The sequence below is a fragment of the Streptomyces sp. NBC_01474 genome, from assembly GCF_035918215.1.
GTDB classification, from domain to species: domain Bacteria; phylum Actinomycetota; class Actinomycetes; order Streptomycetales; family Streptomycetaceae; genus Streptomyces; species Streptomyces aureus.
In genome coordinates this window covers 8,049,289-8,073,694 of record NZ_CP109449.1, presented here as the reverse complement: position 1 = coordinate 8,073,694, position 24,406 = coordinate 8,049,289, and the positions used below count along the sequence as shown (strand labels likewise).

25 protein-coding genes and 1 tRNA gene are annotated in these 24,406 nt (G+C 71.8%); 11 read left to right on the top strand and 15 right to left on the bottom strand.

The window, feature by feature from the left end; all coding sequences use genetic code 11:
- Positions 1-6 precede the first annotated feature (6 nt).
- The 6 genes from OG758_RS36820 to OG758_RS36795 all read left to right on the top strand — a co-directional run bounded on the left by OG758_RS36820 (position 7) and on the right by OG758_RS36795 (position 5,593).
- Positions 7-951, top strand: a complete 945-nt coding sequence (locus OG758_RS36820) for a PDR/VanB family oxidoreductase (RefSeq protein ID WP_326713850.1) — start codon at positions 7-9, stop codon at positions 949-951.
- Positions 952-971: 20 nt separating this feature from the next.
- The gene (locus tag OG758_RS36815; protein WP_266668678.1) at positions 972-1,196 is read left to right on the top strand and encodes a recombinase-like helix-turn-helix domain-containing protein; all 225 of its coding nucleotides are present in this window, start codon (positions 972-974) and stop codon (positions 1,194-1,196) included.
- 4 nt (positions 1,197-1,200) lie between these two features.
- A complete protein-coding gene (locus OG758_RS36810; protein WP_326713849.1) occupies positions 1,201-2,223 on the top strand; it encodes an aromatic ring-hydroxylating dioxygenase subunit alpha in 1,023 nt (340 codons plus the stop codon).
- Positions 2,220-3,488 (top strand): MFS transporter, encoded by a 1,269-nt coding sequence (locus OG758_RS36805; protein WP_326713848.1) that lies wholly within the window; start codon positions 2,220-2,222, stop codon positions 3,486-3,488. The genes OG758_RS36810 and OG758_RS36805 overlap by 4 nt, the downstream gene beginning before the upstream one ends.
- 195 nt (positions 3,489-3,683) lie before the next feature.
- On the top strand, positions 3,684-4,355 hold the full coding sequence (locus OG758_RS36800; RefSeq protein WP_116503058.1) for a FadR/GntR family transcriptional regulator: 672 nt from the start codon (positions 3,684-3,686) through the stop codon (positions 4,353-4,355).
- A gap of 185 nt (positions 4,356-4,540) precedes the next feature.
- Positions 4,541-5,593 (top strand): PAC2 family protein, encoded by a 1,053-nt coding sequence (locus OG758_RS36795; protein WP_326713847.1) that lies wholly within the window; start codon positions 4,541-4,543, stop codon positions 5,591-5,593.
- Positions 5,594-5,754: 161 nt separating this feature from the next.
- Here OG758_RS36795 and mshC read toward each other — a convergent pair whose 3' ends face one another.
- The 5 genes from mshC to OG758_RS36770 all read right to left on the bottom strand — a co-directional run bounded on the left by mshC (position 5,755) and on the right by OG758_RS36770 (position 9,799).
- Complete coding sequence (gene mshC, locus OG758_RS36790) at positions 5,755-6,984, bottom strand: cysteine--1-D-myo-inosityl 2-amino-2-deoxy-alpha-D-glucopyranoside ligase (RefSeq protein WP_326713846.1); 1,230 nt, start codon at positions 6,982-6,984, stop codon at positions 5,755-5,757.
- A 92-nt stretch (positions 6,985-7,076) separates the two neighbouring features.
- Positions 7,077-7,517, bottom strand: coding sequence for an SRPBCC domain-containing protein (locus OG758_RS36785; RefSeq protein ID WP_326713845.1), 441 nt, complete (start codon positions 7,515-7,517; stop codon positions 7,077-7,079).
- 104 nt (positions 7,518-7,621) lie between these two features.
- Positions 7,622-8,458, bottom strand: a complete 837-nt coding sequence (locus tag OG758_RS36780; RefSeq protein ID WP_326713844.1) for an SCO1664 family protein — start codon at positions 8,456-8,458, stop codon at positions 7,622-7,624.
- Positions 8,422-9,012, bottom strand: a complete 591-nt coding sequence (locus tag OG758_RS36775) for a DUF3090 domain-containing protein (protein ID WP_266566185.1) — start codon at positions 9,010-9,012, stop codon at positions 8,422-8,424. The genes OG758_RS36780 and OG758_RS36775 overlap by 37 nt, the downstream gene beginning before the upstream one ends.
- 100 nt (positions 9,013-9,112) lie before the next feature.
- The gene (locus OG758_RS36770) at positions 9,113-9,799 is read right to left on the bottom strand and encodes a histidine phosphatase family protein (RefSeq protein ID WP_326713843.1); all 687 of its coding nucleotides are present in this window, start codon (positions 9,797-9,799) and stop codon (positions 9,113-9,115) included.
- Between the two features lie 62 nt (positions 9,800-9,861).
- Here OG758_RS36770 and corA point away from each other — a divergent pair, with 62 nt between their 5' ends.
- On the top strand, positions 9,862-10,860 hold the full coding sequence (corA, locus tag OG758_RS36765; RefSeq protein ID WP_326713842.1) for a magnesium/cobalt transporter CorA: 999 nt from the start codon (positions 9,862-9,864) through the stop codon (positions 10,858-10,860).
- Positions 10,861-10,880: 20 nt separating this feature from the next.
- Here the strand turns inward: corA and OG758_RS36760 are convergent, their stop codons facing one another.
- Positions 10,881-11,669 (bottom strand): ferritin-like domain-containing protein, encoded by a 789-nt coding sequence (locus OG758_RS36760; protein ID WP_326713841.1) that lies wholly within the window; start codon positions 11,667-11,669, stop codon positions 10,881-10,883.
- A gap of 236 nt (positions 11,670-11,905) precedes the next feature.
- A complete protein-coding gene (locus tag OG758_RS36755) occupies positions 11,906-12,961 on the bottom strand; it encodes an LLM class F420-dependent oxidoreductase (protein ID WP_266566177.1) in 1,056 nt (351 codons plus the stop codon).
- Positions 12,962-13,089: 128 nt separating this feature from the next.
- Between OG758_RS36755 and OG758_RS36750 the strand changes: the two genes are divergently transcribed.
- Positions 13,090-14,073, top strand: coding sequence for an aldo/keto reductase (locus tag OG758_RS36750; protein WP_326713840.1), 984 nt, complete (start codon positions 13,090-13,092; stop codon positions 14,071-14,073).
- Positions 14,070-16,325: a helix-hairpin-helix domain-containing protein gene (locus tag OG758_RS36745; protein ID WP_326713839.1), complete on the top strand. Its 2,256-nt coding sequence runs from the start codon at positions 14,070-14,072 to the stop codon at positions 16,323-16,325. The genes OG758_RS36750 and OG758_RS36745 overlap by 4 nt, the downstream gene beginning before the upstream one ends.
- A gap of 82 nt (positions 16,326-16,407) precedes the next feature.
- On the opposite strand, the gene OG758_RS36740 is transcribed toward OG758_RS36745, so the two are convergent.
- On the bottom strand, positions 16,408-17,109 hold the full coding sequence (locus OG758_RS36740; protein WP_326713838.1) for a hypothetical protein: 702 nt from the start codon (positions 17,107-17,109) through the stop codon (positions 16,408-16,410).
- A 47-nt stretch (positions 17,110-17,156) separates the two neighbouring features.
- On the opposite strand from OG758_RS36740, the gene OG758_RS36735 reads away from it, so the two are divergent.
- Positions 17,157-17,345 (top strand): DUF5703 family protein, encoded by a 189-nt coding sequence (locus OG758_RS36735; protein WP_067429589.1) that lies wholly within the window; start codon positions 17,157-17,159, stop codon positions 17,343-17,345.
- Positions 17,346-17,421: 76 nt separating this feature from the next.
- On the opposite strand, the gene OG758_RS36730 is transcribed toward OG758_RS36735, so the two are convergent.
- The 3 genes from OG758_RS36730 to OG758_RS36720 all read right to left on the bottom strand — a co-directional run bounded on the left by OG758_RS36730 (position 17,422) and on the right by OG758_RS36720 (position 20,022).
- Positions 17,422-18,171, bottom strand: coding sequence for a chaplin (locus tag OG758_RS36730; RefSeq protein WP_326713837.1), 750 nt, complete (start codon positions 18,169-18,171; stop codon positions 17,422-17,424).
- 140 nt (positions 18,172-18,311) lie between these two features.
- Positions 18,312-18,545, bottom strand: coding sequence for a chaplin (locus OG758_RS36725; RefSeq protein WP_326713836.1), 234 nt, complete (start codon positions 18,543-18,545; stop codon positions 18,312-18,314).
- 151 nt (positions 18,546-18,696) lie between these two features.
- Positions 18,697-20,022, bottom strand: coding sequence for a M20/M25/M40 family metallo-hydrolase (locus OG758_RS36720; protein WP_165914451.1), 1,326 nt, complete (start codon positions 20,020-20,022; stop codon positions 18,697-18,699).
- Positions 20,023-20,210: 188 nt separating this feature from the next.
- Between OG758_RS36720 and OG758_RS36715 the strand changes: the two genes are divergently transcribed.
- Positions 20,211-20,298: transfer RNA gene (locus tag OG758_RS36715), tRNA-Leu, on the top strand.
- Between the two features lie 13 nt (positions 20,299-20,311).
- Here OG758_RS36715 and OG758_RS36710 read toward each other — a convergent pair.
- The 4 genes from OG758_RS36710 to OG758_RS36695 are packed head-to-tail and all read right to left on the bottom strand — an operon-like array spanning position 20,312 to position 24,405.
- Positions 20,312-21,538 (bottom strand): ROK family transcriptional regulator, encoded by a 1,227-nt coding sequence (locus OG758_RS36710; RefSeq protein WP_326713835.1) that lies wholly within the window; start codon positions 21,536-21,538, stop codon positions 20,312-20,314.
- Positions 21,535-22,521 carry an ABC transporter ATP-binding protein gene (locus OG758_RS36705; protein ID WP_326713834.1) on the bottom strand — a complete coding sequence of 329 codons (987 nt, stop codon included), beginning with the start codon at positions 22,519-22,521 and terminating at the stop codon, positions 21,535-21,537. The genes OG758_RS36710 and OG758_RS36705 overlap by 4 nt, the downstream gene beginning before the upstream one ends.
- The gene (locus tag OG758_RS36700) at positions 22,518-23,489 is read right to left on the bottom strand and encodes an ABC transporter ATP-binding protein (RefSeq protein ID WP_326713833.1); all 972 of its coding nucleotides are present in this window, start codon (positions 23,487-23,489) and stop codon (positions 22,518-22,520) included. Before OG758_RS36700 ends, OG758_RS36705 begins: the two co-directional genes overlap by 4 nt.
- Entirely contained in the window at positions 23,482-24,405 is a 924-nt protein-coding gene (locus tag OG758_RS36695) for an ABC transporter permease (RefSeq protein ID WP_326713832.1), read from the bottom strand. The genes OG758_RS36700 and OG758_RS36695 overlap by 8 nt, the downstream gene beginning before the upstream one ends.
- Between the last annotated feature and the right edge of the window lies 1 nt (position 24,406).

Below are 24,406 nucleotides of genomic sequence, written 5' to 3'. Positions count from 1 at the left end.
GCAGCCATGACCGCAACCGACGAGACCCTCCTGGACCTCCTCGTACACCGCATGACCTGGGAGGCCGACGGCGTCCTCTCCGTCGAACTGACCCACCCGGACGGCAAGCCCCTGCCCGCCTGGGAGCCCGGCGCGCACCTCGACGTCCACGTGGGCGGGCAGGTCCGCCAGTACAGCCTGTGCTCGGACCCGCGCACCCCGGCGTCGTACCGCATCGGCGTCCTCAACGAGCCGTCGTCACGCGGGGGTTCGCGCCATGTGCACACGAAGCTCCGCCCCGGCGGGCGGGTCACGGTGTCGGCGCCGCGCAACCACTTCGCGCTTGAGGACGCGCCGGGCTACGTCTTCGTCGCGGGCGGCATCGGTGTGACGCCGATCCTCGCGATGGCCCGCGAGGCCGCGCGCCGGGGTGCCGAGTGGCGCATGGTGTACGGCGGTCGCAGCCGTGCGTCGATGGCCTTCGTCGACGAACTCACAGCGCTGGGCGGCGACCTGACGGTGGTGCCGCAGGACGAGCGGGGTCATATCGACCTCGCGTCCACTCTCGCCGGGCTGCCGGACGGGACCCTCGTCTACTGCTGCGGTCCCGAGCCGCTGCTCGCCGCCATCGAGGCCCTCTGCCCGGCGGACCGGCTGCGCGTCGAGCGGTTCGCGGCCCCGGTCGTCGAGCGGTCCGCGGACGACGAGGGCTTCGAGGTCGAGTGCCGCACCTCCGGGCTCACGCTCACCGTCGGCGCCGACACCTCGATCCTGGAGGCGGCGGAGGCGGCCGGCCTGGACGTGGCCAGCTCCTGCCGCGACGGGATCTGCGGGTCCTGCGAGACCCGGGTGCTCGACGGCACGCCGGACCACCGCGACTTCCTGCTCTCCGACTCCGAGCGGGCCGCGGGCGCCTCGATGATGATCTGCGTCTCGCGCTGCGCCTCCGGCCGCCTGGCCCTCGACCTGTAACCCCTTCCCTGGAGGCACGTGTGACCACCACCTGGCCGTACCTGGACGTCCACCAGTCCCGTACGCACGAACCCACCCCCTACGAGTACAAGCTGGCCGCCACCCTCGAAGAGGTCTTCACCAAGGACGGCCACGAACTCACCGACGTCATCCGTGGGCTGAACGCCCGCCAGGTCCACGCCCCCGACGGCGCCCCGTGGACCGAGGACTCGTTCCGCGCCGAGATGCACCGACTGGGAGCGTGACCCGATGACCGCCACCACGACCGCCTCGGCGGCTTCCTCCGCCGACCACATCTACGCGACGGGCCTGCGCAACCAGTGGCACCCCGTCGTGCCGTCCTCGTTCGTCGCGCCCGGCGCCATGCGCAAGGTGACGGCGCTCGGCGAGCAGTGGCTCCTGTTCCGCCGCTCCGACGGCACGCTGTCCATGCTCGCGGACCGCTGCCCGCACCGCGGCGCGCCCCTGTCGCTCGGCAAGCACCTCGGCGACCGGGTGGCGTGCTGGTACCACGGCGTCGAGGTCGAGGGCGACGGCACCGTCTCCTCGGTGCCCGGCCTGCCCGGCTGCAACCTGGAGGGCAAGAAGCTCGTCAGGTCGCTGCCCGTGCGCGAGGCCGGCGGCGCGGTCCTCGCCTACTTCGGCGACGATGAGCACCCGGAACCGGCCGAGTTGACGCTCCCGGAGCCGCTCACCGACCCCGGCACCGACGCGATCCTGTGCTACGCGGAGTGGGACGTGCCGTGGCGCTACGCCGTCGAGAACCTCCTCGACCCGATGCACGGTGCCTTCCTGCACCACGACTCGCACACCATGTTCGACGGTGACACGACGGCCAAGTTCCGCATCCGCGAGACCGACCGGGGCTACTTCTTCGAGAAGACCGACCAGCGGGGCGTCAACTTCGACTGGGTCGAGCTGTGCCAGACCGGCGTCGACTGGGTCGACCTGTCGATCCCGTACCCGCCGTCGGCCGGCCCCGGCGGCCCGTTCGGCATCGTGGGCATGGTCTGCCCCGTCGACGAGAAGCGCTGCGGCGTCTTCTTCTGGCGCTACCGCAGGGTCGAGGGCTGGCAGCGCGACACCTGGCGCTTCCTCTACAAGACCCTCATCGAGAAGCGCCACTGGGACGTGCTCGAGCAGGACCGCGTGATGCTGGAGGCCATGCCGGCCGACGCCGACCAGCGCGAGAACCTCTACCAGCACGACCTGGGCGTGGTGCGCCTGCGCCGCATGTACCGGGCGGCCGCCGCGGAGCAGGCGTCTGCATGAGTTCTAGAGCCCGCTGGGCCGGCGTCCTGAGCCTCCTGGTCATCGTCCTGATCAGCTACGTGGACCGGGTGAACGTCTCCGTCCTCATCACCGACGAGGCGTTCACCGACCACTTCGGCATCACCGGTGACCGGGTGGCTCAGGGCGCCCTGTCGACCGTCTTCCTCGTGGGGTACGGCATCGCGGCCTTCTTCCTCACCCCGTTCTACGAGACGACGCTCGGGGTGCGGCGCGGCCTGTTCGTGAGCGTGGCCCTGTGGTCGGTGATGACGCTGCTGTCGCCGTACGCCCTGGGCGCGCTCACGCTCACCGTCCTGCGTGCCCTGCTGGGCGCGGCCGAGGGGCCGCTGTTCTCGCTCAAGACGATGTACGTGCGCGAGCACTTCCCGCCGCACGAGGCGGGACGGCCGAACGCGGTCAGCTCGATGGGGGTGTCCCTGGGCACGGCCGCGGGCCTCCCCCTGATCACGTATCTCGTCTACCACTTCGACTGGCATACGTCGTTCCTCGCCCTGGCCGCGCTCAACGCGGTGATCGGCCTGCCACTGATAGCCCTGTTCGTCCGTGGCCGGGGTGTGGCGGGGGCCCGCCGGTCCGGATTCGGTGCCACCCTCAAGGGCGCCCTGAGCATGCCGCGCCTGGCGCCGATCCTGCTCATCGAGATCGCCACGCTCGCGTATCTGTGGGGTTCGAGCGCCTGGCTGCCGTCGTATCTGATCCAGGAGCGGCACTTCTCCCTGGCCGCCATGGGCGCCGTGTCGTCGCTGCCGTTCCTGATGTCGCTGGTGTCCGGGTTCCTCGGCGGGCTGCTGCTCGACCGGCTGCCGCGGCGGCTGCTCGCGCTGCCGTTCGTCGTCGGCTCGGCCGGCACGGCGGTCTGTGTCCTCCTCGTCGCCGGGGCGGACAGCGACGGGGCGGCGGCGACGGGCCTGATCCTCGCGGGCGCGTTCTGGGGCCTGCAGGGTCCGGCGATCCCCACGCTGGTCCAGCACTGCGCGCCGGCCCGTTTCGTGGGCAGCGCGTACGGGGTGGTCAACGGGGTCGGCAACCTGGTCTCGGCGTTCATGCCGATGCTGATGGGCGTGGCCATCGCGGCGAGCGGCGGGCACGGCTTCGGCGCCGGGTTCACGCTGCTGGCCGGGGCGCAGTTGATCACGCTGGTGTGCGGGGCCTGGCTGCTCGCGCGGCCGGTTCAAGGTCCGTCGGGCGCGGGTGCGCAGCCCTCGACAGAGTGCTCCGACTTGGAGCACAGCCAGGCGAGTTGAGGCCGCCCGGCCGGGGAGATCCCGGCCGGGCATGCGTCGTTCGCCGTCCGGGTGTTCCGTTCGCACCCGCACGATCAGGTCGTGGTTGCGGGACTCCGCCCCGCCCACCGCATCCCTGCACACATAATGGGCCGATACATCGGAGGTATCGGCGCTCCAGACGGTGGCGCTCCAACCGAGGACAGGGAGGCCGCCATGGCTGTCACCGACGAGGCCATCGAGAAGATCAAGGGCATGATCGTCTCCGGCGCCCTGCGCCCGGGCGACCGGCTCCCCAAGGAGAGCGAACTCGCCGCCGATCTCGGCCTGTCCCGCAACTCCCTGCGCGAGGCCGTCCGCGCCCTGTCCCTCATCCGCATCCTCGACGTGCGGCAGGGCGACGGAACGTACGTCACCAGCCTCGACCCCCAACTCCTCCTCGAAGCCCTGAGTTTCGTCGTCGACTTCCACCGCGACGACACCGTCCTCGAATTCCTCGCTGTGCGTCGCATCCTGGAGCCGGCCGCGACCGCGATGGCCGCCACCCGGATCGACGAGGCGCGGCTCGACGCGCTCGCGGCCCAGCTGGACGCGCTCGGCGCCGCTCCCTCGGTGGAGGAACTCGTCGCCTCCGACCTGGAGTTCCACCGCGGCATCGTGCAGAGCTCGGGCAACTCGGTCCTGTGCTCGCTCCTCGACGGCCTGTCCGGCCCGACGACCCGGGCGCGCGTCTGGCGCGGTCTGACGCAGGAGGACGCGGTCAGCCGGACCCTGCACGAGCACCGGGCGATCCTGGCGGCGCTGCGCGACGGCGACGCGGAGGCGGCGCGGTCCTGGGCGACGGTGCACATCGCGAGCGTGGAGCAGTGGCTGCGCTCCACGCTCTGAGACGGGTTCCGCTACGGGCGTGAAGGGGGAGTGCGAGGGCGGATCGCGGGGCAGTGATCCGGTCACTCCCCCGTACAAGGGGGCTGCGGATGGCCCTCGCGGACGCCGTAAGGTGGGCAGGTACCGCGATGGGGGTGCCTCCCAGGCCATTAGGGCACTGGGGGAACGTCGGAAGGAGGCGCTGGGTGATCGAGCTCGAGGGGGTTCCCGAGCTGGTCGACCCGGTCATGGTGGCCGCGTTCGAAGGCTGGAACGATGCCGGTGACGCCGCCTCCGCCGCGGTCGCGCATCTCGACAAGGAGTGGAAGGGCGAGGTGTTCGCGGCGCTCGACGCCGAGGACTACTACGACTTCCAGGTCAACCGGCCGACGGTGTGGCTCGACGGCGGCGTGCGCAAGATCACCTGGCCGACGACCCGGCTCTCCGTGGTCAGGGTCGGCGGCGACAAGCCGCGCGACCTGGTCCTGGTCCGGGGCATCGAGCCGTCGATGCGGTGGCGTTCGTTCTGCAACGAGCTGCTCGGCTTCGCGCACGAGCTGGGCGTCGAGCTGGTCGTCATCCTGGGCGCGCTGCTCGGCGACACCCCGCACACGCGGCCCGTGCCGGTCAGCGGCGTCACGTCCGACGCGGACCTGGCGCGCACCATGGACCTGGAGGAGACCAAGTACGAGGGTCCGACGGGCATCGTCGGCATCCTCCAGGAGGCCTGCACGCACGCGGGCGTCCCCGCGGTCTCCCTGTGGGCGGCGGTGCCGCACTACGTGTCGCAGCCGCCGAACCCGAAGGCGACGCTGGCGCTGCTCAACCGCCTGGAGGACCTGATCGACCTGCGCATCCCGCTGGGCGAGCTGGCCGAGGACTCCCGGGCGTGGCAGCTGGGCGTGGACCAGCTGGCGGCGGAGGACAGCGAGGTCGCCGAGTACGTGCAGTCGCTGGAGGAGGCCCGGGACACCGCGGAACTTCCCGAGGCGTCCGGCGAGGCCATCGCCCGCGAGTTCGAGCGCTATCTGCGGCGCAGGGACGGCGGCGGCCCTTCGGGCGGCCCGGCCGGCCACGCGACGGACGGCGGCGGCGGCGGCGGCGACACGGCGTCGTACCTGCGGGACACCCCGAGCGAGCGCACCCGGCCGCCGCGGCCCCAGCGCCCCGATCCGGGCACGGAGACCCCAGGCGGGACGGGTGACACGGACACGTCCTCGGACTCCGGGGACGATTCCTCCGAGGACTCGCCGGAATAGGTCGGCAAACGGCTCGGAAGGGGCGGTGCACACATGGTGTGCACCGCCCCTTCGCAGTGCGCCTGCAGTCACCCGGGTAAACGTGACCGCCCCCGAACTCCGTTGAGTTCGGGGGCGGTTGAGGGATGTGTGCCCCGAGGCCGGGACCGGGGCCGAGGTGTCTAGAGCGCCACTCCGAGCAGGGCGTCGACCGCGCGGGACACCACGCCGGGCGCCCCCTCGTCCGTACCGCCCTGCTCCGCCTGAAGGGCGGCCCAGCGGTCCACCGCGAGGAGCGCGGACGGTGCGTCGAGGTCGTTCGTCAGCGCCTCGCGGATCTCCTCGACGAGTGCCGCGGCGGACGGACCGTCGGGGCGGGACACGGCGGCACGCCAGCGGCCCAGCCGCTCGACGGCGTCGCTCAGGACCTGGTCGGTCCACTCCCAGTCGGCCCGGTAGTGGTGCGCGAGGAGCGCGAGACGGATCGCGGCCGGGTCGACCCCGTCACGCCGGAGCTTCGAGACGAAGACGAGGTTGCCCTTGGACTTGGACATCTTCTCGCCGTCGAGCGCGACCATGCCGGCGTGGACGTACGCCTTGGCCATCGGGAACTCGCCGGTGAGGACCTGCGCGTGCGAGGCGCCCATCTCGTGGTGCGGGAAGGCCAGGTCGGACCCTCCGCCCTGCACGTCGAAGCCCATGCCCAGGTGGTCGAGGGCGATGGCGACGCACTCGATGTGCCAGCCAGGCCGGCCGCGGCCCAGCGAGCCGCCGTCCCAGCTCGGCTCGCCCTCGCGGGCGGCCATCCACAGCATCGGGTCGAGCGGGTTCTTCTTGCCCGGGCGGTCCGGGTCACCGCCCCGCTCGGCGGACAGCAGACGCATCGCCGCGGCGTCCAGGCGGGAGACCTGGCCGAAGTGGGGGTCGGACTCGACGGAGAAGTAGACATCGCCCTCGAGCTCGTAGGCGGCGCCCATGTCCCGGAGCCGTTCGACGAGCGGCACGATGCCGGGTATCGCCTCGACGGCTCCGATGTAGTGCTGGGGCGGCAGCATCCGCAGGGCGGTCATGTCCTCGCGGAAGAGGGCGGTCTCGCGCTCCGCGAGTCCGGTCCAGTCGACGCCGTCACGGATCGCGCGCTCGAGCAGCGGATCGTCGACGTCCGTCACGTTCTGGACGTAGTGAACCTGCCGCTTGGTGTCGAGCCACACGCGCTGAACGAGGTCGAACGCGTTGTAGGTCGCCGCGTGACCCATATGGGTCGCGTCGTACGGGGTGATCCCGCAGACGTAGATACGGGCGACGGGACCGGGCTCGAGGGTGACGAGGCCATCGGTCGCGGTGTCGTGGATCCTCAGGTCGCGGCCCTTGCCAGGCAGGACGGGGACCTCAGAAGCGGGCCAGGCATACATGCCATGAGCCTAACCGGACGGAGCTTCCGCATACGAACCGGACCGGGTCCGATGGCCGGGAAGGCCCTCTTGCGGTCCGCTCGGGTGCCATGTCAGGCCTCGACGGTGGCACGGATGGCGCCCGAGAGTCCGAAGTGGCGGATGCCGTGCAGCAGATGCGCTCTGAGCGCCATCACGAAGTACGTCCACCCCTGGGTCTGCCCGACGGCCCGCGCGGCGCCCGCCAGGCTCTGCCCCATGGGCTGCTCGGTGATCGTGAGAAGGGTGGCCGCGCCGTCGTCGGCCCGCTCCAGCTCGATGGTCACGTCTCCCCCGGGCCAGCTCCACGAGATCAGCCGGTCCGTCTCCACGGGCCCGATCTCGACGTCGAACGTCGCGTCGACATGGCCGAAACGCCAGGTCACCGTGGTGTTGGGGATCATCGGGGCGGAGGCGTCAGCCGTGAAGAAGCTGGACAGCCCCTCCGGGCTCACGATGGAGTTGAACACGTCTTTCACGGGCCGGTCGATCCGGTCCTCGACGATCAGTTTCACGGCGTGGCCTCCGTTCCGGGAATCCCCTGAGGGATCCCTTCGAACGTAGCCGCAGCCACTGACATGCGCCCCCGGACGACGCGGACGGGCTCAGACGGGTCGGCTCAGACGGGCGGCCACGGGATGGCCGGCCACTCCCCGCTCGGCTCCCGGTGCTTCCCGGTCGAGAGCATCGCGTCGACCCGTGCGCGTACGGCGTCCAGCTCGGCCCCGGTGATCAGCTCCGCGAGCCGCAGCGCGAGGGGTTTCCCGGCCCCCAGGGCGCCCGTGAGCGCCTTCAGGGCGTCGGTCGCCTCTCCGGTCAGGGGCTCACCCGCCCAGCCCCACAGGAGCGTGCGCAGCTTGTCCTCGGTGTTGAAGGAGACGCCGTGGTCGATGCCGAACAGGTTCCCCTCTGCGTCGACCAGGAGGTGGCCGCCCTTGCGGTCGCCGTTGTTGATCACCGCGTCCAGCACGGCGAGGCGCCGCAACCGTATGTCGTCGGCGTGCACGAGCAGCGCCGTGCGCCCCTCGCCGACCTCCGCGAACCCGACGGCCTTCCAGCCGTCGCCCGGCTCCTCACCCTCCACGAGAGCGAGAAGCTCAGCACCCTCGGTGGGTTCCTCGGGCTGGTCGATCCAGAGCTGGCACATGCCTTCGCCGTACGGCCCGTCGCGGAGCACGGTCGGCGGTACGAGGCTCCACCCGAGGGCTTCGGAGACCTCGTAGGCGGCGACCTCGCGCCGGGCGAGGTTGCCGTCGGGGAAGTCCCACAGGGGGCGCTCGCCTGCGACGGGCTTGTACACGCACGACGCCTCACGGCCCGCGTGAGTGACCGTGCACAGGAGCACCGCGTTCGACGCCTCACGGATGCGCCCCTGGACCGCCAGTTCGCCCCTGGTGAGGAGGTCCGTGTCCGAGACGGTCACGCTCCTCGCCGGTATCCGTTCTGACGCGGGCATACGTGTCCCTCCGGGTCGAGCGGCAGACTGCACAGGGGGCACGGCGGACGCCCCGCGTTCACGACGTCCAGGGCGCGCTTGGCGAACGCGCGCGCCTGTACGCCGGTGAGCCGGACCCGCAGCATCGGGGGGCCGTTCTCCTCGTCCTGGAGCAGCCGTTCCTCGGCCTCCGCGAGGTCCTCGTCGGAGTCCGCGTCGAGCTCGACGAGCGCCTGCGCCTCGACGATCATCCGCTCCTCCTCGCCGTCCCAGGCGAGGGCCATCGTGCCGACCCGGAACTCCTCGTCGACGGGCGCTTCGAGAGGCGCGGTGTCGTGGATCTCGGTGGGCACGACGGCGGGCACCGGCGCGTTCCCGCCGCTGCGGCGCACGACCTCGTCGAGGAGCTCGTCCATGCGCTCGGCGAGGGCGGCGACCTGGGTCTTCTCCAGGGCCACACTCGTCACACGGGCGCCGGCCGAGGCCTGGAGGAAGAAGGTGCGGCGCCCGGGGAGCCCGACCGTGCCGGCCACGAAGCGCTCCGGGGGGTCGTAGAGGAACACCTGACGGGACACGTCCTGTCTCCATTGGAATCGACTGCTGGGACCGACTGCTTGATCGGGCGCGGCAACAACTGCAGCTACTGCGACGGCTTCACCCTACTGCGGCGGACGATCACGGGGCGCCCGCACCGCCCCCGACCGGGGCGTCCCCCTCGGCCGGCTTCTCGCGCGGGGCGAGCGACGCGAAGTCGCCGGTGTCACCGAGGCGGACGAGATAGGGGCGGAGCCGGGTGTAACGGATCGCCGTGACCGAGCAGGGCTCCACGGAGATGCGCTGGAAGAGGTCCAGATGAAGCCCTATGGCGTCCGCGACGAGCGACTTGATGATGTCGCCGTGGGAGCACATCAGATAGGCGGCGTCCGGGCCGTGGTCGCGCTCCACGCGCGCGTTCCACTCGCGTACGGCCTCCGCCGCCCGGTGCTGCATGGCCCGCATGGATTCGCCGCCGGGGAACGCGGCGGCCGACGGGTGCTGCTGCACGACCTCCATCAGGGGGTCGTCGACGAGCTCGGCGAGCTTGCGGCCCGACCAGTCGCCGTAGTGGCACTCGCCGATGCGGTCGTCGGTGTGCGGGGTGAGTTCCGGGCGGGCGGCGAGCAGCGGGGCCAGGGTCTCCTGACAGCGCTGGAGGGGGCTCGTGACGATCTCGGCGAGGGGCACCGCGGCCAGCCGCTCCGGCAGCGCGGCAGCCTGCGCGGCGCCGCGCTCGTCGAGGGACACACCGGGGGTCCACCCGGCGAGCAGGCCCGCGGTGTTGGCGGTGGAGCGTCCGTGCCGGACGAGGATCAGCGTGGGCATGCGGGCCAGCCTAGGCCCAGTGCGACGTGCGGCCCGGGCAACCCCTGGGAAGAATACGAAGCGTGATCGTCGACTGCGGCATCTATCGCGACGGGCGCAGGACCGAGGGGCCCGCTGACTTCTCCGACGCGCTCGCCGAGGCCCGGGCCGAGGGCCACTCCTTCGTCTGGATCGGCCTGTACGAGCCGACGGAGGACGAGTTCGAGCGGGTCAGCGCCGAGTTCGGGCTGCATCCCCTGGCCGTCGAGGACGCACTCAAGGCTCATCAGCGGCCGAAGCTGGAGGTGTACGACGACTCCGTGTTCGTGGTCCTCAAGCCGGTCGTGTACGAGACGGACAGCGACAGGGTCTCCTCCGGTGAAGTCATGCTCTTCATGGGCGACTCGTTCGTGGTGACCGTCCGGCACGGCGAGGGCGCACCCCTGAAGGTCGTACGCAAGCGGCTCGAAGCCGACCCCGACGTGCTGCGGCACGGGCCGACCGCGGTCCTGTACTCGATCGCCGACGCGACCGTCGACCACTACCTGGAGGTCGCCACCGAGCTCCAGACCGACATGGAGGGGCTGGAGGCGGAGGTCTTCTCGCCGGAGGGTGGCGGCTCGCGCAACACGGCGTCCAGGATCTACACGTTCAAGCGCCAGATCCTGGAGTTCCGCCGGGCCACGGGCCCGCTGATGCTCCCGCTCGCCCGGCTTTCCGGAACCGGCCAGTACGTGGGATCCGTGCCCTTCGTGAACGACTCGGCGCGGCCGTTCTTCCGCGACGTCAGCGACCATCTCCTGCGCGTCAACGAGTCGGTGGACGCCCTCGACCGGCTCGTCTCGGACATCCTGGCGGCGCACCTGGCGCAGATGGGCGTGCGGCAGAACGACGACATGCGCAAGATCTCGGCGTACGCCGCCATGGCCGCGGTCCCGACCCTGATCGCGGGCATCTACGGCATGAATTTCGACCACATGCCGGAGCTGCACTGGACGTGGTCGTATCCGATCGTGATCCTCGGGATGCTCTGCCTGGAACTTCTGCTGTTCCGGACGTTCAAGCGGCGCGGCTGGCTGTAGCGCGCACCTCCGGCGGGCGCCTAGGCGAACTCGACCGCGCTCGTCGCGGGCCCGCCCAGCGCGTTGCGCCGCTCCGGCATCTCCAGGGACACCATGCGCCGCCAGCCGACCAGTCGTTCGTACGCGTACACGGCGTGGATGGCGGCCGCGAGCAGGGCCGCCTTGGGCCTCGGCCAGCGCAGGATGTGCCCCATGTGCTCCATGACGGCGAGGCTGACGTCGCGGTAGACGCGGATCTCCTCCAGGGCGCACTCGCGCAGGATGCGCTGGATGTCGCGGCCGTGGCCCGCGTACGCGAAGCGCAGCAGCTCCTCGTGGCAGTACGCGAGGTGGTTGTCCTCGTCGGCCGAGATCATCTTCACCGCGCGGCCGATGTCGGGGTCGTCCGCGAAGTACTTGCGCAGCAGGTCCATCTGCTCGGAGGCCCGCTGCTCGGTGACCCGGCTGTGGGCGAGATACGTGACGACGTCCCGCACGGTGAGCGGCTCGTCGGCCTTGAGCTGCTGGTGCGCGAGGCCGATGCCGTGCTTCTCCAGGAGCATCGTGTAATCGGTCTCCGGCGGTACGTCCACGGGTTGCAGGCCGCGCTTCCTCATCAGCGCGTTGAAGATCCGCCCGTGCTTGTCCTCGTCGGCGCCGTGCCGCGCCACCTTGGGCGCGAGGTCCCGCTCACTGAGGGGGACCAGCGCGGCGATACGGCAGTTCTCCCAGCCTCCCTGCGACTCCCCGCTCGCCGCGATGGAGCAGAAGAGCCGGAAAGACTCGTCGTCGTCGAGGATCTCCTGGAACAGGCTCTTGGCCGACAGCATCTCTGGCACCTCCGTGCGCGCCTCGCGTCCCGTGCGGGGTTCCGCCGAAAACGAGTCAAATACGGCATGCCGGACCGGGCAACAGCTGTGTGGGGCCACTCGGCCGAAGGAAGGACCCCTAGAGAGGGTCCCGGGGCGTAACCAGGTGCCCGATGAGACGTTGTTACCCGTGACGGCCGTGGCGGGGAAGACCCCCGAGCCCCCACCACGGCCGCAGAACTTTCCCTCTCCCCGCGTTACGCCAGTCCGGCCCGCTCCAGGGCCTCCGTGCCGGCCCGCAGGGCCGCGATCCGCTCGTCGAGCGTGAAGCCGGCGGGGGCCAGCGTCAGGGTCGTCACCCCGGCAGCCGCATACGCCTGCATCCGCTCGGCGATCCGGTCCACGGAACCGAGCAGCGTCGTCGAGTCGATCAGCTGATGCGGCACCGCGGCCCCCGCACCCTCCTTGTCGCCGCCCAGGTACTTGTCCTGGATCTCGGCGGCTTCCTTCTCGTAGCCCATGCGCTGGGCGAGCTGGTTGTAGAAGTTCTGCTTCCGGCTGCCCATGCCGCCGACGTACAGGGCGGTGTACGGGCGGAACATGTCGGCGAGCGCGGGCACGTCCTTGTCGGCGCCGAGCGCGAGGGGCAGCGTCGGGACGACGTCGAAGCCCTCCAGGGTCTTGCCGGCCTTCTCGCGCCCCGCCCGCAGGTGCGTCAGGGCGGTCTCCTCCAGGTGCTCGGCGGCCGGGAAGATCAGCAGGGCGCCGTCGGCGATCTCGCCGGTCTGCTCCAGGTTCTTCGGGCCGATCGCCGCGATGTAGAGCGGGATGTGCTCGCGCTGCGGGTGCACGGTCATCTTGAGCGGCTTGCCCGGGCCGCCCGGCAGCGGCAGCGTCCAGTGCTCGCCCTCGTACGACAGCCGCTCGCGGCTCATCGCGCGGCGCACGATGTCGACGTATTCGCGGGTGCGGGCGAGGGGCTTGTCGAACTTCACGCCGTACCAGCCCTCGGAGACCTGCGGGCCGGAGACGCCGAGGCCGAGGCGGAAGCGGCCGCCGGACAGGGAGTCGAGGGTCGCGGCCGTCATCGCGGTCATCGCGGGCTGGCGGGCGGGGATCTGCATGATGGCGGAGCCGATGTCGATGCGCTCGGTCTGCGCGGCGACGTAGGAGAGCACCGTGGGCGCGTCCGAGCCGTAGGCCTCCGCGGCCCAGCAGACGGCGTAGCCGAGCTTGTCGGCCTCCCGCGCGACGGCCAGGTTGTCCGCGTCCATTCCGGCGCCCCAGTAACCGAGGTTGATGCCGAGCTCCATGGCCGATCCCCTTACTGATCAGTAACGTCCTTTGTCCGGGCACCCTAGCGCGCCGGTTCGGGGGTCGGCAGAGGCCGGTTGTCCACAGGCCCCCAATAACCGACTTCCGGCCAGTAATCTCAGCGCCCATGGAGCAGAGGCATCTCGGCCGCACCGGCCTGCGCGTGTCCCGGATCGGGCTCGGCACCCTCACATGGGGCCGCGACACCGACGAGCACGACGCCGCGGACCTGTTGAAGACCTTCTGGGAAGCGGGCGGCACACTCGTCGACACGGCCGATGTCTACGGGGGCGGGGAGGCCGAGTATCTCCTCGGGCAGCTCGTCGAGGGCCTCGTGCCGCGGCGCGATCTCGTCATCGCGACCAAGGCCGGCAGCGTGCCCGACCCGGACCGCCGCTTCGACGGCTCGCGCGCCCATCTCCTCTCCGCCCTCGACGCGTCCCTCGCCCGCCTCGGCACGGACTACGTCGACCTGTGGCAGGTCCACGCCTTCGACCCGGCCACCCCGCTCGACGAGACGCTCCAGGCCCTCGACATCGCGGTGACCAGCGGCCGCGCCCGGTACGCGGGCGTCTCCAACTTCTGCGGCTGGCAGCTGGCCAAGGCCGGCACGTGGCAGCTGGCCGCACCGGGGATACGCACCCGGCTCGCCAGTACGCAGATGGAGTACTCCCTGCTCCAGCGCGGGGTCGAACGGGAGGTCCTGCCCGCGGCGCTCGACCTCGGCATCGGTCTGCTCCCGTCGTCGCCGCTCGGCCGCGGGGTCCTCACCGGCAAGTACCGCAAAGCCACGCCCGTCGACTCGCGGGGCGCGTCCGACCACATGGCGCCCTTCGTCGCGCCCTACCTCGACGACGCCGCGACCCGCATCGTCGACGCGGTCACCACGGCGGCGGACGGCCTCGCGGTGACGCCGCTCCAGGTCGCCCTCGCCTGGATCCGCGACCGGCCCGGGGTGGCCGCCCCCATCATCGGCGCGCGCAACTCGCAGCAGCTCACGGCGGCATTGTCAGTGGAGGCCCTTAGTCTTCCTGACGAGATCTGCCAGGCGCTCGACGACGTGTCGGCGCCCGTGCACCGCTATCCCGATCAGGACTGGAGCACGCTGTGAGTACGGAGCCCGCTGCCGCGGAGGGCCACCCGGGCCCGGCCGACACCGACGCGCCCCGCGCCGGGCAAGGCGCGGAGGCCACCGGCCCCGAGGAAACCGCCGCCGAGGAAGGGGCCGGCGCCCCTGATCCGGCTGACACGGACGACGGAGCCGACGCCGATGCCGGTGCCCCCGCCGCGGAGCCCACCGCCGAGGGCGAAGGCGTGTCCGAGGCCGCTGCCGAGATCGCCGCGCAGCGGGAGTTGCAGGAGCGGATCGCCCAGCGGAAGGCGGCCAAGGAAGGACCCATCGCCGCCGGGGGGAAGCTGAGCGGTACGGCCGCCGATCTCCTGGCCGCGGTCAGGGCCGTCGAGAGCGGTGAGCGGCCCGCCGCCGTGTTCAACGAGCCGGCACCGGCTCCCCGCAAGGTCGTCGCCGAGCCCGTCCGCCGTGCGCCGGCCGCCGCGCCCGCGGGGCCTGCCGAACCGGCCGCGGAGGCCGTCGACGCCGTGCGGGCCCTCCTGGCCGAGGGCGGCGCCCCCGCCTCGCTCGCCGCACCCGCCGCCGCGACGCTCGGCGAGGGCGCGGACAGCGCGCTCCGGGACGACCCGTGGCAGCTTCTGCGCATCCCGGGCGTGCGCCCCGAACAGGCGGACGGCTTCGCCCGCGCGCTGCTCGGCGCAGAGTGCGGCCCCGACGACGAGCGCAGGGGCCGCGCCCTGACCGTATGGCTGCTGGAACAGGCCGCGGTCGCGGGGCACACCGCCCTGGACGCGCCGCTGCTCGCGGAGGCACTGGGCAAGCGCGCCGTGCCCGACCCGGGCGAGGCGGTGCAGAGTGCCATCGCGGAGGGCGACGCGCTCGTCTTCCAGGACGCGCTGGAGGAGCCGCCCGGCGGGCCCGCCCGCGCCCCGGAGAGCACCCAGGAGACCGCAGCCCAGGACGGCTCGCAGGACGGTGACGAAGCCGAGCGGCCGGTCCGGGTTCTCGTCGGCCTCGAGCGGTACGCGCTGGCCGAGGAGAGCCTCGCCGACGGGCTTGCCCGGCTGGTCAACTCCCTTTCCAAGGAGGACAGTTCGCAGGCCCTCGCGGACTGGGAGCCGGCCGCCGCGGCGGCCGCCGGTTCCACCGCCGAGCTGATCAGGGCGGCCGCCGGACACGGCCTCGTCCTGCACACGGGCGCCGAGGCGGCGCGCGCCGAGCCCGCCGCACTCGTCCAGGCCGCGGCCCGCCTCGGCCTGCGCGTGTGCGCCGCGGCGCACAGCGTCGACGGGCGGCGCCGCCTCGCCGAGCACTTCGGCCCCGGCGCCCCGGAGGGCACCGCGGTCACCGTGTCCGGCCTGCTGTCCGGCACCGAGGGCCCTGGCCGGGACCGGGACGGCGCGCTCGCGGTGGACCTGCTGGTGGTCCTGGACGCGCCGCAGCTCGACGTGGAGACGGCCGCGATGCTCGCCGAGTCGCTCCCGGACGGCGCGCGGCTCGTCCTCAGCGGCGACCCGTCCGTCCTGTGGTCCGCGGGCCCCGGCCGGGTCTTCGCGGATCTCCTCGCGGCCCGCGTGTGCCCCCAGATCGCCTCCCGCACCCCGGACCCCGGCCCGGTCGGCGAGCTGGTCTCCGGCATCGGCGCGGGCGAGCTGAACGAGGTGGCGGCCCCCGGCAAGGAAGTGGTGATCGTGCCGGTGCGCGACGCCGCCGAGGCGATCCACCGGGCCGTACAGCTGGTCGCCGACTCGGTGCCGCGCGCGATCGGCGTGCCCTCCGAGCAGACCCAGGTCATCACCCCCGGCCACGGGGGCGCCGCCGGGACACGCGCGCTGAACGCGGCCCTCAAGGAGCGCCTCAACCCCGGCCCCGGCCGCTTCGGCGGCTTCGACCCGGGCGACCGGATCGCCTATGTACCGGCCCCTGGCCGGACGGTACCCGGCCGGGTGGTGCGGGCCGACGCGGACGGCCTGCACCTGGACTGCGCCGGGACCCCGGTCGTCGTACCGCAGGACGCGGTGGAGCGGACCGTGCGGCACGGATGGACGCTGACCGCGCACCAGGCGGTGGGGCTGCGGTGGCCCGCGGCGGTGGTCGTGCTGCCGGGCGACGCGACGCAGGCGCTGAGTCGTCCGTGGGTGTACACGGCGTTCGGCCGCGGTGAGCGGCACCTCTCGGTGGTGCACGGCGCGGACACGGCCCTGCCGCGCGCCGTGGCCGAGGTCCCGGCCAAGCCGCGTACGACGCGTCTGCAGACCCTGCTGCGCGCGCAGGTCCCGCCGACGCAGTAGGCGCACAGCCGCAAGCGGGAGGGGCGGGCGGACCGAAGTCCGCCCGCCCCTCACTCACTCGCGCACGCCGTCACCGGCCGTGTCAGGTCGGTTCCAGCTCGTCCTCCGTGGCGCCCGCGACCGCGTCGGGCCCGTCGTCCGCGAGGTCGCCGTCCAGCTCGTCGTCGAAGACGGAGCTGACGTCGAAGCGGCAGACGACCCGCTGCGGATCGGCCTGGTCGAACGGTGCGTCCAGCCACTCCCCCGGCTCCGCCGGTTCGTCCGAGGCCGTCACCCACAGCGTGGAGTCGCCCTCCTCCAGGCCGAACTCCTTGTGCCGGGAAGCGATTTCGTCGGGTTCGTACTCTCCGAAGAGGACACCGAGTGCAGCGTGCACGCTGCTCCCGATGGTCCCGACCGCCGCCGCGGCGCCGTCGCCGAGGTCCGAGTCGGCCTCCACGTCGGCGACCCGCTGGGCCTGTGCGAGCAGTCGCTGCGGCTCGACCACGGCGTAGTCGCGGCGGATGAGCACGCTCAGGGCGTTCGGTTCCTCGGGGCCGGTGTACGGGGGCAGCGAGTCCTCCGTACCGGGAATCTCGAAGGGGGTGACCTCGTCGTAGCGGTCGTAGAGGAGTTCGTCGTACTCCTCGGCCGCCGCGGCCAGTTCGTTGAACGCTTCATAGACGGCCGGATCGTCCTCACCCGACCTGCGCTCGACAGCCGCCAAGTGGCGGTCGAGCGCAGCCTTGACCGCCTCGGCGGCGGCGCGTACCTCGGCAGCGGTGGGCTGCGCAGCATCAGACATAGAGCAGACGCTATCCGTACACGGCCCGTGCCCGCACAATAGATGCGATGCCGGAATACGAATTTGTCGACGTGTACGTCCCTCGCGGGGTCTCCCGCAAGGACGCCACACGCCTGCTGACCGACCATGCCGAGTACGGACACTGGGAGTTGGACCGCCTGAGCCTGCTGCGCGACGGCAGCCGCAGAGTGCGGTTGCGCCGGCGGATCATCCGCCAGCTGCGCGCCACGTGGTGAGTGAACGGAGCGGGCCCCCTCGCTACTGGGCCCGCTCCGTTCCGCACCTTCTCAGTCACGCCGCGTCACGCGGCGGTCACACGCCTGCCCGCGCCCGCCGGTAGAGGAGCGCGCCCGCGAGCAGCGCGCCCGCACCGGCCGGCAGGACGGTACCCAGCGGCATCGAGCTGCCGGTCTCGGCGAGCTGCTCCGAACCCTTGGGCTGGGTGACGGTCTGCGTCCCCGGGTGGTTCGGGGTGACGGGGTGGCTCGGCTTCGACGGCGTGACGGGGTGGTGGGGCGTGCCCGGCACGTTCTTCGTCGGCGGCTTGGTCGGCGGCTCGGTCGGCGGCTTGGTCGGCGGGGTCGTCGACCCGTGGCCTCCCGGCGAGTTCGCGCAGTCGTCGCCGCCCGCGGGGTTGAGAAGCCCGATGACCGAGACGCTGTTGCCGCAGGCATTGACCGGCACGTGGACCGGGACCTGTACATGGTTGCCGGAGCCGACACCGGGCGAATCGCTCGTGCCCCCCTCGGCCGTGGAGCCGCCGTGGTGGTGGCTCCCGCCGTGGTGGTGGCTCCCGCCGGAGTGGCCGCCTCCCGGCTTCGACGTGTTGGCACAGTCGTTGCCCGACGTGGGGTTGAGCAACCCGACGACGTTCACTGTGTTGCCGCACGCGTTGACCGGGATGTCCACGGGGAGCTGGATCGTGTTGCCGGAGAGGACACCGGGCGATCCCGACGAGCCCCCCTCGGCACCGGAGTCTGCGTGTGCGTAGCCACCGGACACGGCGAGTACGCCGGTCGCGGCCGCCACGGTGATCAGGCCTTTGCGCGTGACCTGTCGCATAGCTTTAACCTGCCTTATGCCTTGCGGAATGCGCACGGGCATCCATACGCGTGCGCGGAATGGCCAATCGGCCCCGGAGCGCATGGCGCGCACTCCGGGGCCGACGGACTCAGGCCCTCAAGGGGCGATGCACAACAGCGTCACTTGTTGACGCAAGCGTTGCCGAAGGTGGGGTTCAGCAGCCCGATCACGGACACCGTGTTGCCACAGGCGTTCACCGGGATGTGGACCGGAACCTCGATGACGTTGCCCGAGATCACACCGGGAGACCTCACGGCGGCACCCTGGGCACCGGCGTCGGCAGCGGCGATGCCCGCACCAGCGAGCACAAGACCACCAGTGGCAGCCGCAGCAGCGACGACCTTCTTGATCATTATTCCTCCTTGTTGGCAATGCAGCCCCAGCCGCGGACTGCACTCCCTGTAACGAGGAGGGACTGATGAGGCTACGAGCCTATGTTTCCTTTCACTCTTTCCAGTCCCGTGCGTACGCGCAGTCGAATACCGGCGGCGCGGTCCCGCCAGGTCAGGACGCGTCGATGAACCGGTCGAGCACACGCACACCGAACTTGAGCCCGTCGACCGGAACCCGCTCGTCGACGCCGTGGAACATGCCCGCGAAGTCCAGCTCCGGCGGCAGCTTCAGGGGGGCGAAGCCGAACCCGCGGATGCCGAGGTCGTCGAAGGACTTGGCGTCGGTGCCGGCGGACAGCATGTACGGCACCGCGCGGGCGATCGGGTCCTCGGCCTGGAGCGCCGTCTGCATGGCGTCGACGAGCGCGCCGTCGAAGGTGGTCTCCAGTGCCTTGTCGGCGTGCACGTCCTCGCGCTTCACGTTCGGGCCGAGGATGCGGTCCAGGTCGGCGAGGAACTCCTCCTCGTAGCCCGGTAGATAGCGGCCGTCGACGTGCGCGGTGGCCTGCCCGGGGATCACGTTCACCTTGTATCCGGCGCCGAGCTGCGTCGGGTTGGCGGTGTTCTGCAGCGAGGCACCGATCAACTTGGCGATGCCGCCGAGCTTGGCGAGCGTCTCGTCCATGTTCTCCGGGTCGAGCTCGGTGCCGAGCGCGTCGCCGAGCTCGTCGAGGAAGTGCCGCAGAGTCTTGGTGACCCGCACCGGGAACTTGTGCCGCCCCAGGCGCCCGACGGCCTCGGACAACTCGGTGATCGCGTTGTCCTTGTGGATCATCGAACCGTGACCGGCGGTGCCGTCCACGGTCAGCTTCATCCAGTGCATGCCCTTCTGGGCCGTCTCCACGAGGTAGAGCCGCAGCTTCTCGTTGACGGTGAAGGAGAACCCGCCGACCTCGCTGATCGCCTCCGTGCACCCCTCGAAGAGATCCGGGTGCTTGTCCACGAGGTGCCGCGCGCCGTACGTGCCGCCCGCCTCCTCGTCGGCGAGGAAGGCCAGGACGATGTCGCGCGGGGGCTTGCGGCCGCTGCGCAGCCGGTCGCGGACGACCGCGAGGGTCATCGCGTCCATGTCCTTCATGTCGACGGCGCCGCGGCCCCAGACGCACCCGTCGGCGATCTCGCCGGAGAACGGGTGGTGGGTCCAGTCCGCCGCGTTGGCCGGTACGACGTCGGTGTGGCCGTGGATCAGGAGCGCGGGACGCGAGGGGTCCTCGCCCTGGATGCGGGCGACCGTGGAGGCCCGGCCCGGGTGCGACTCGAAGATCTTGGGCTCGAGGCCGACCTCGGCGAGCTTCTCCGCCACGTACTCGGCGGCCTTGCGCTCGCCGGGGCCGGAGTGGTCGCCGTAGTTGCTGGTGTCGATCTGGATCAGCTCACGACAGAGGTCGACGACCTCGTCCTCGCCCGAGACCGTCCTGCCCGTGCTCGACTCGCTCACGCCTGTTCCTCCCACTGTCGTTGCTGGTGGTCCCCCTCATCCTCTCTCTCCGGAGGTCCCGGCCCAAGGGCGGGCGGGGGTCGTCATCCGCCGTTCACAGCGAAGAGGTGGCGGGATCGGGCACCCCTTCGGGCCTGGTAATGTTCTCTCTGTCGCCGCGGGGAAAACCCCGCGAAGACAGACACCTTGTCCGGGTGGCGGAATGGCAGACGCGCTAGCTTGAGGTGCTAGTGCCCTTTATCGGGCGTGGGGGTTCAAGTCCCCCCTCGGACACCAGCAGGAACCCCAGTCAATCTGGGGTTTTTTGCATTTCCGGCACCTCTGTCGGACCCCTCTCCGACCCCCTCCCCGTCAGACGCTCGAAGAGCAGCGGGCGGGCGGCGCGCAGGGCCGTGGTGATCGCTCCGAACAGGACCGCGTCGGCTCCCGTCCTGCTGGGCTCGACGCGGGGACGCAGCGGGGTGAGGCGGTGCAGGGTCTCGCCGACCGTGGCGAGCAGGAGGTCCGCGCCCCGGCCGACGCCGCCGCCGAGGACCACCAGATCGGGGTCGAGGACGGCGGTCACGGAGGCGACGACGAGGGCGAGGCGCTCGCCCTCCTGCCGTACGGCGGCGAGAGCGGCACGGTCGCCGGTGCGGGCGGCGTCGAAGACACGCTTGGCAGTGAGCGGCCCGGTCATCCCCAGGACGCGGGCGGCCCGGACGACGGCGTCGGCGGAGACCGCGTCCTCCAGCATGCCGCGCCGGGGGGCCGCTCCCGACGCCGGTACGCCGTCCAGCGGCAGGAAGCCGATCTCACCCGCGGCGCCGTGCGCGCCGAGGAAGAGTTCGCCGTCGGCGACGACGCCCATGCCGAGGCCGGTGCCGATCAGGACGTACACGAACAGATGACTGTCCGCGCCCGCGCCGAAGGTGTACTCGCCGAGCGCGGCGAGGTTGGCGTCGTTGTGGACGGAGAGCGGGGTGCCGAGCCTGTCGCGCATGCGCTCGATGAGGCCGGGGCGCCCCCAGCCGGGCAGGTTGACGGCGTAGCGGACCCGGCCGGTGTGGCGGTCGAGGACGCCGGGGGTGGCGACGGCGGTGTGCACGATGTCCGTCTGGCTCAACCCGGCGTCCGCGAGGGCCTGTTCGGCACAGATGACGGCCGCGTCGGCGACGGCTCCCGCGCTGCGGCCGCGGTTGCGTACCTCCGTGCGGGAGACGATCGCGCCCGTGAGGTCGGCCACCGCCGTGCGCAGCCGGGCACGGCCGATGTCGATGCCGAGGACGTGTCCGGCACGCGGGTCGGGTTCGTAGAGGACGGCGACGCGCCCCCTGCTCTGGGCGTGGGTGCCGGCCTCGCGGACCAGGCCCGCGCGTTCCAGGGCGGCGAGGGCGGAGGAGACGGTGGGCTTGGACAGGCCGCTGTCGCGGGCGAGTTGGGCGCGGGAGGCGGGGCCTTCGAGGCGTAGGCGTTCGAGGAGCAGCCATTCGTTGTTGCTGCGCAGGCGCAGGCGGTTCCAGGGGGGTGTGGTCACTGGGCGCCCTCGGGCGGGGCGGTGACGTGGCAGGCCGCCGTGTGGCCCTCGGCGACGGGTTGCAGGCGCGGGGTGACGTGGTGGCACCGGTCGACGGCGAGCGGGCAGCGGGCGCGGAAGCGGCAGCTGGGGGTGGGGTCGATGACGACGGGCGGGTCGGTCTTGGCGGCGGCCGCGTCGACGTCGAGCGGGGCGCGCGGATCGGGGACGGCGGACAGGAGCAGCTCGGTGTAGGGGTGGCGGGGGTGGGCCAGGACGTCCTCGGTGGGGCCGGTCTCGACGACGTGACCGCCGTACATGACGGCGATCCGGTCGGAGAGATAGCGGGCGCCGGCGATGTCGTGGGTGATGTAGAGGATGGAGACGCCCTCGGTCTCGCGCAGGTCGGCCATGACGTTGAGCAGGCCGATGCGGATGGAGACATCGAGCATGGAGACGGGTTCGTCGGCGAGGATCAGTTTGGGGCGGTGGGCGAGGGCCTGGGCGAAGCCGATGCGCTGGCGCTGGCCGCCGGAGAGTTCGTACGGGAAGCGGGACAGGACCTCGGCGGCGGGGGTGAGGCCGACCGCCTCGACGACCCGCTCGGCCTCCGCCTGGCGCTCGGCGCCGCTCAGTTCGGGGCGGTGCAGCTTGAGGCCGCGCAGGATGCCGTGGGAGACGCGGTAGGCGGGGTTGAGGGAGGCGAAGGGGTCCTGGAAGACCATGGGGACGTCGCCGCGGTAGGCGAGCTTGGCCCTGCGGCCTCGCTGGGCGGTCAGCGCCTGTCCCTGGTAACGGATTTCGCCGCGGGTGGGCTTGTGGACCTGGGCGACGAGGCGGGCGAGCGTGGACTTGCCGCTGCCGCTCTCGCCGACGAGGGCGACGATCTCTCGTTCGCCGATGGCGAGGTCGACGTCGTCGACGGCGTGCAGGACGCTGCGGGTGAGCCCGGTGCCGACCTTGAAGTGGCGGGTGAGGCCGATCGTTTCGAGCAGAGGGCTCATGAGGCGGCCTCCGTGAGGTGCAGCAGGCAGCGGGAGCGGGCCGCGCCCACTTCGTACAGGGCGGGCTCGCTGACGTGGCACCGCTCGTGGACGAGGGGGCAACGCGGGGTGAAGCGGCAGCCGGCCGGGGGCGCGGCGAGGTCGGGCGGGCTGCCGGGGATGCCGTGCAGCGGGACGCGGGGGCCGCGGATCGAGGGAAACGCTTCGAGGAGGCCGCGGCTGTAGGGGTGGGAGGGGTGGTCGAAGACGGTGCGGGTGGGGCCCTGTTCGACGACCTGGCCCGCGTACATGACGAGGAGCTGGTCGGAGAAGTGGCTCACCAGGGACATGTCGTGGGTGACGAACACGACGGCGAAGCCGAGGAGCTGCTGGAGTTCCTTGATCTGGACCATGAGGGAGCGCTGGGCGACGACGTCGAGCGCGGAGGTCGGCTCGTCCATGATGACCAGGTCCGGGGTGAGCAGCAGCGCCATGGCGATCATGGCGCGTTGACGCATGCCGCCGGAGAGCTGATGCGGGTAGCTGTGCAGATGGACCGGGTCGATGCCGACGAGGTCGAGGACCTCGCCGGAGCGGGCGCGGATCTCCTCGTTCGTGTAAGTCCCGTGGGCGGCCATGGCGTCCTTGTACTGGGCGGCGAGGGTGGCCACCGGGTTCAGGGCGTTCATGGCGGACTGCAGGACGACGGAGAAGTCGCGCCAGCGCAGGGCGTTGAGTTCGCGTTCGCCGAGGGTGACGAGGTTCTCGCCGCGGAAGCGGACGGTGCCACCGGCGATGCGGGCGGGCGGGTTGAGCAGCTGCGCGACGGCGAACATCAGGGTGGACTTGCCGCAGCCGGATTCGCCGACGACAGCGGTGAACTGCCCCTTTTCCACGGTGAGTTCGACGTGGTCGACAGCCGTGACCGGGCCGCGTGCGGTGTCGTGGACAACGGTCAGGTCGGTGACGCTCAGCAGGGGTTCAGGCACCTTTGCGCCTCCTTCGTACGGGACGCAGGGCCGGGTTGCCGATCTCGTCGAAGGCGTAGTTGACGAGGGCGAACGCGACGCCGAGCAGGGCGACGCACAGGCCGGGGGCGATGGACCACAGCGGGGTACCGGTCTGCAGGGCCTGCTGGTTCTGGGCCCAGTAGAGCATCGTGCCCCAGCTCTGCGAGTTCGGGTCGCCGAGGCCGAGGAACTGCAGGCCGGCCGCGCTGAGCACCGAATAGAGCGCGGCGCCGAGGAAGTTGGCGACGATGAGGGACGTCATCGTCGGCAGGACCTCGCAGACGATGATGTACGAGCGCCGCTCGCCGCGCACCCGGGCCGATTCCAGGAAGTCCCGGTTGCGCAGCGACAGGGCCTGGGCACGCAGTTGGTTGGCGCCGTAGGACCAGCCGGTGAGGACGAGGACGGCGAGGATGACGGTGAGCGAGCCCTTGCCGGCGTACTTGGCGAGGATGATCACCAGGGGGAACGCCGGGATGACGAGGACGACGTTCGTCAACAGGGACAGCAGGTCGTCGGCAAGGCCGCCGAGGTACGCGGCGGAGACTCCGACGATCACGGACAGAACGGTGGCGAGGGCGCCGGCGACGACGGCGATGACGAGCGACTCCCGTGTTCCGTAGATGAGTTGGGAGTAGATGTCCTGGCCGAGCGCCGTGGTGCCGAGGAGGTGGGCGGTGGACGGGGCGAGGCGGGGGGCGAAGTTCGCCTCGTCGGGGTGGTCGACGGAGGTGAACAGGCCCGGGAACGCGGCGACGACGGTGAACACGAGCAGGATCACAGCGCCCGCCATGGCTTTCCGGTTGCCCCGGACGGCCCGCCAGAGGCCGCCGCCCGCCCGGCTGCGGGCGGGGGCCTTCTCCGGGGGCGGTGCGGTGATGGCGGTGGTGGTCATC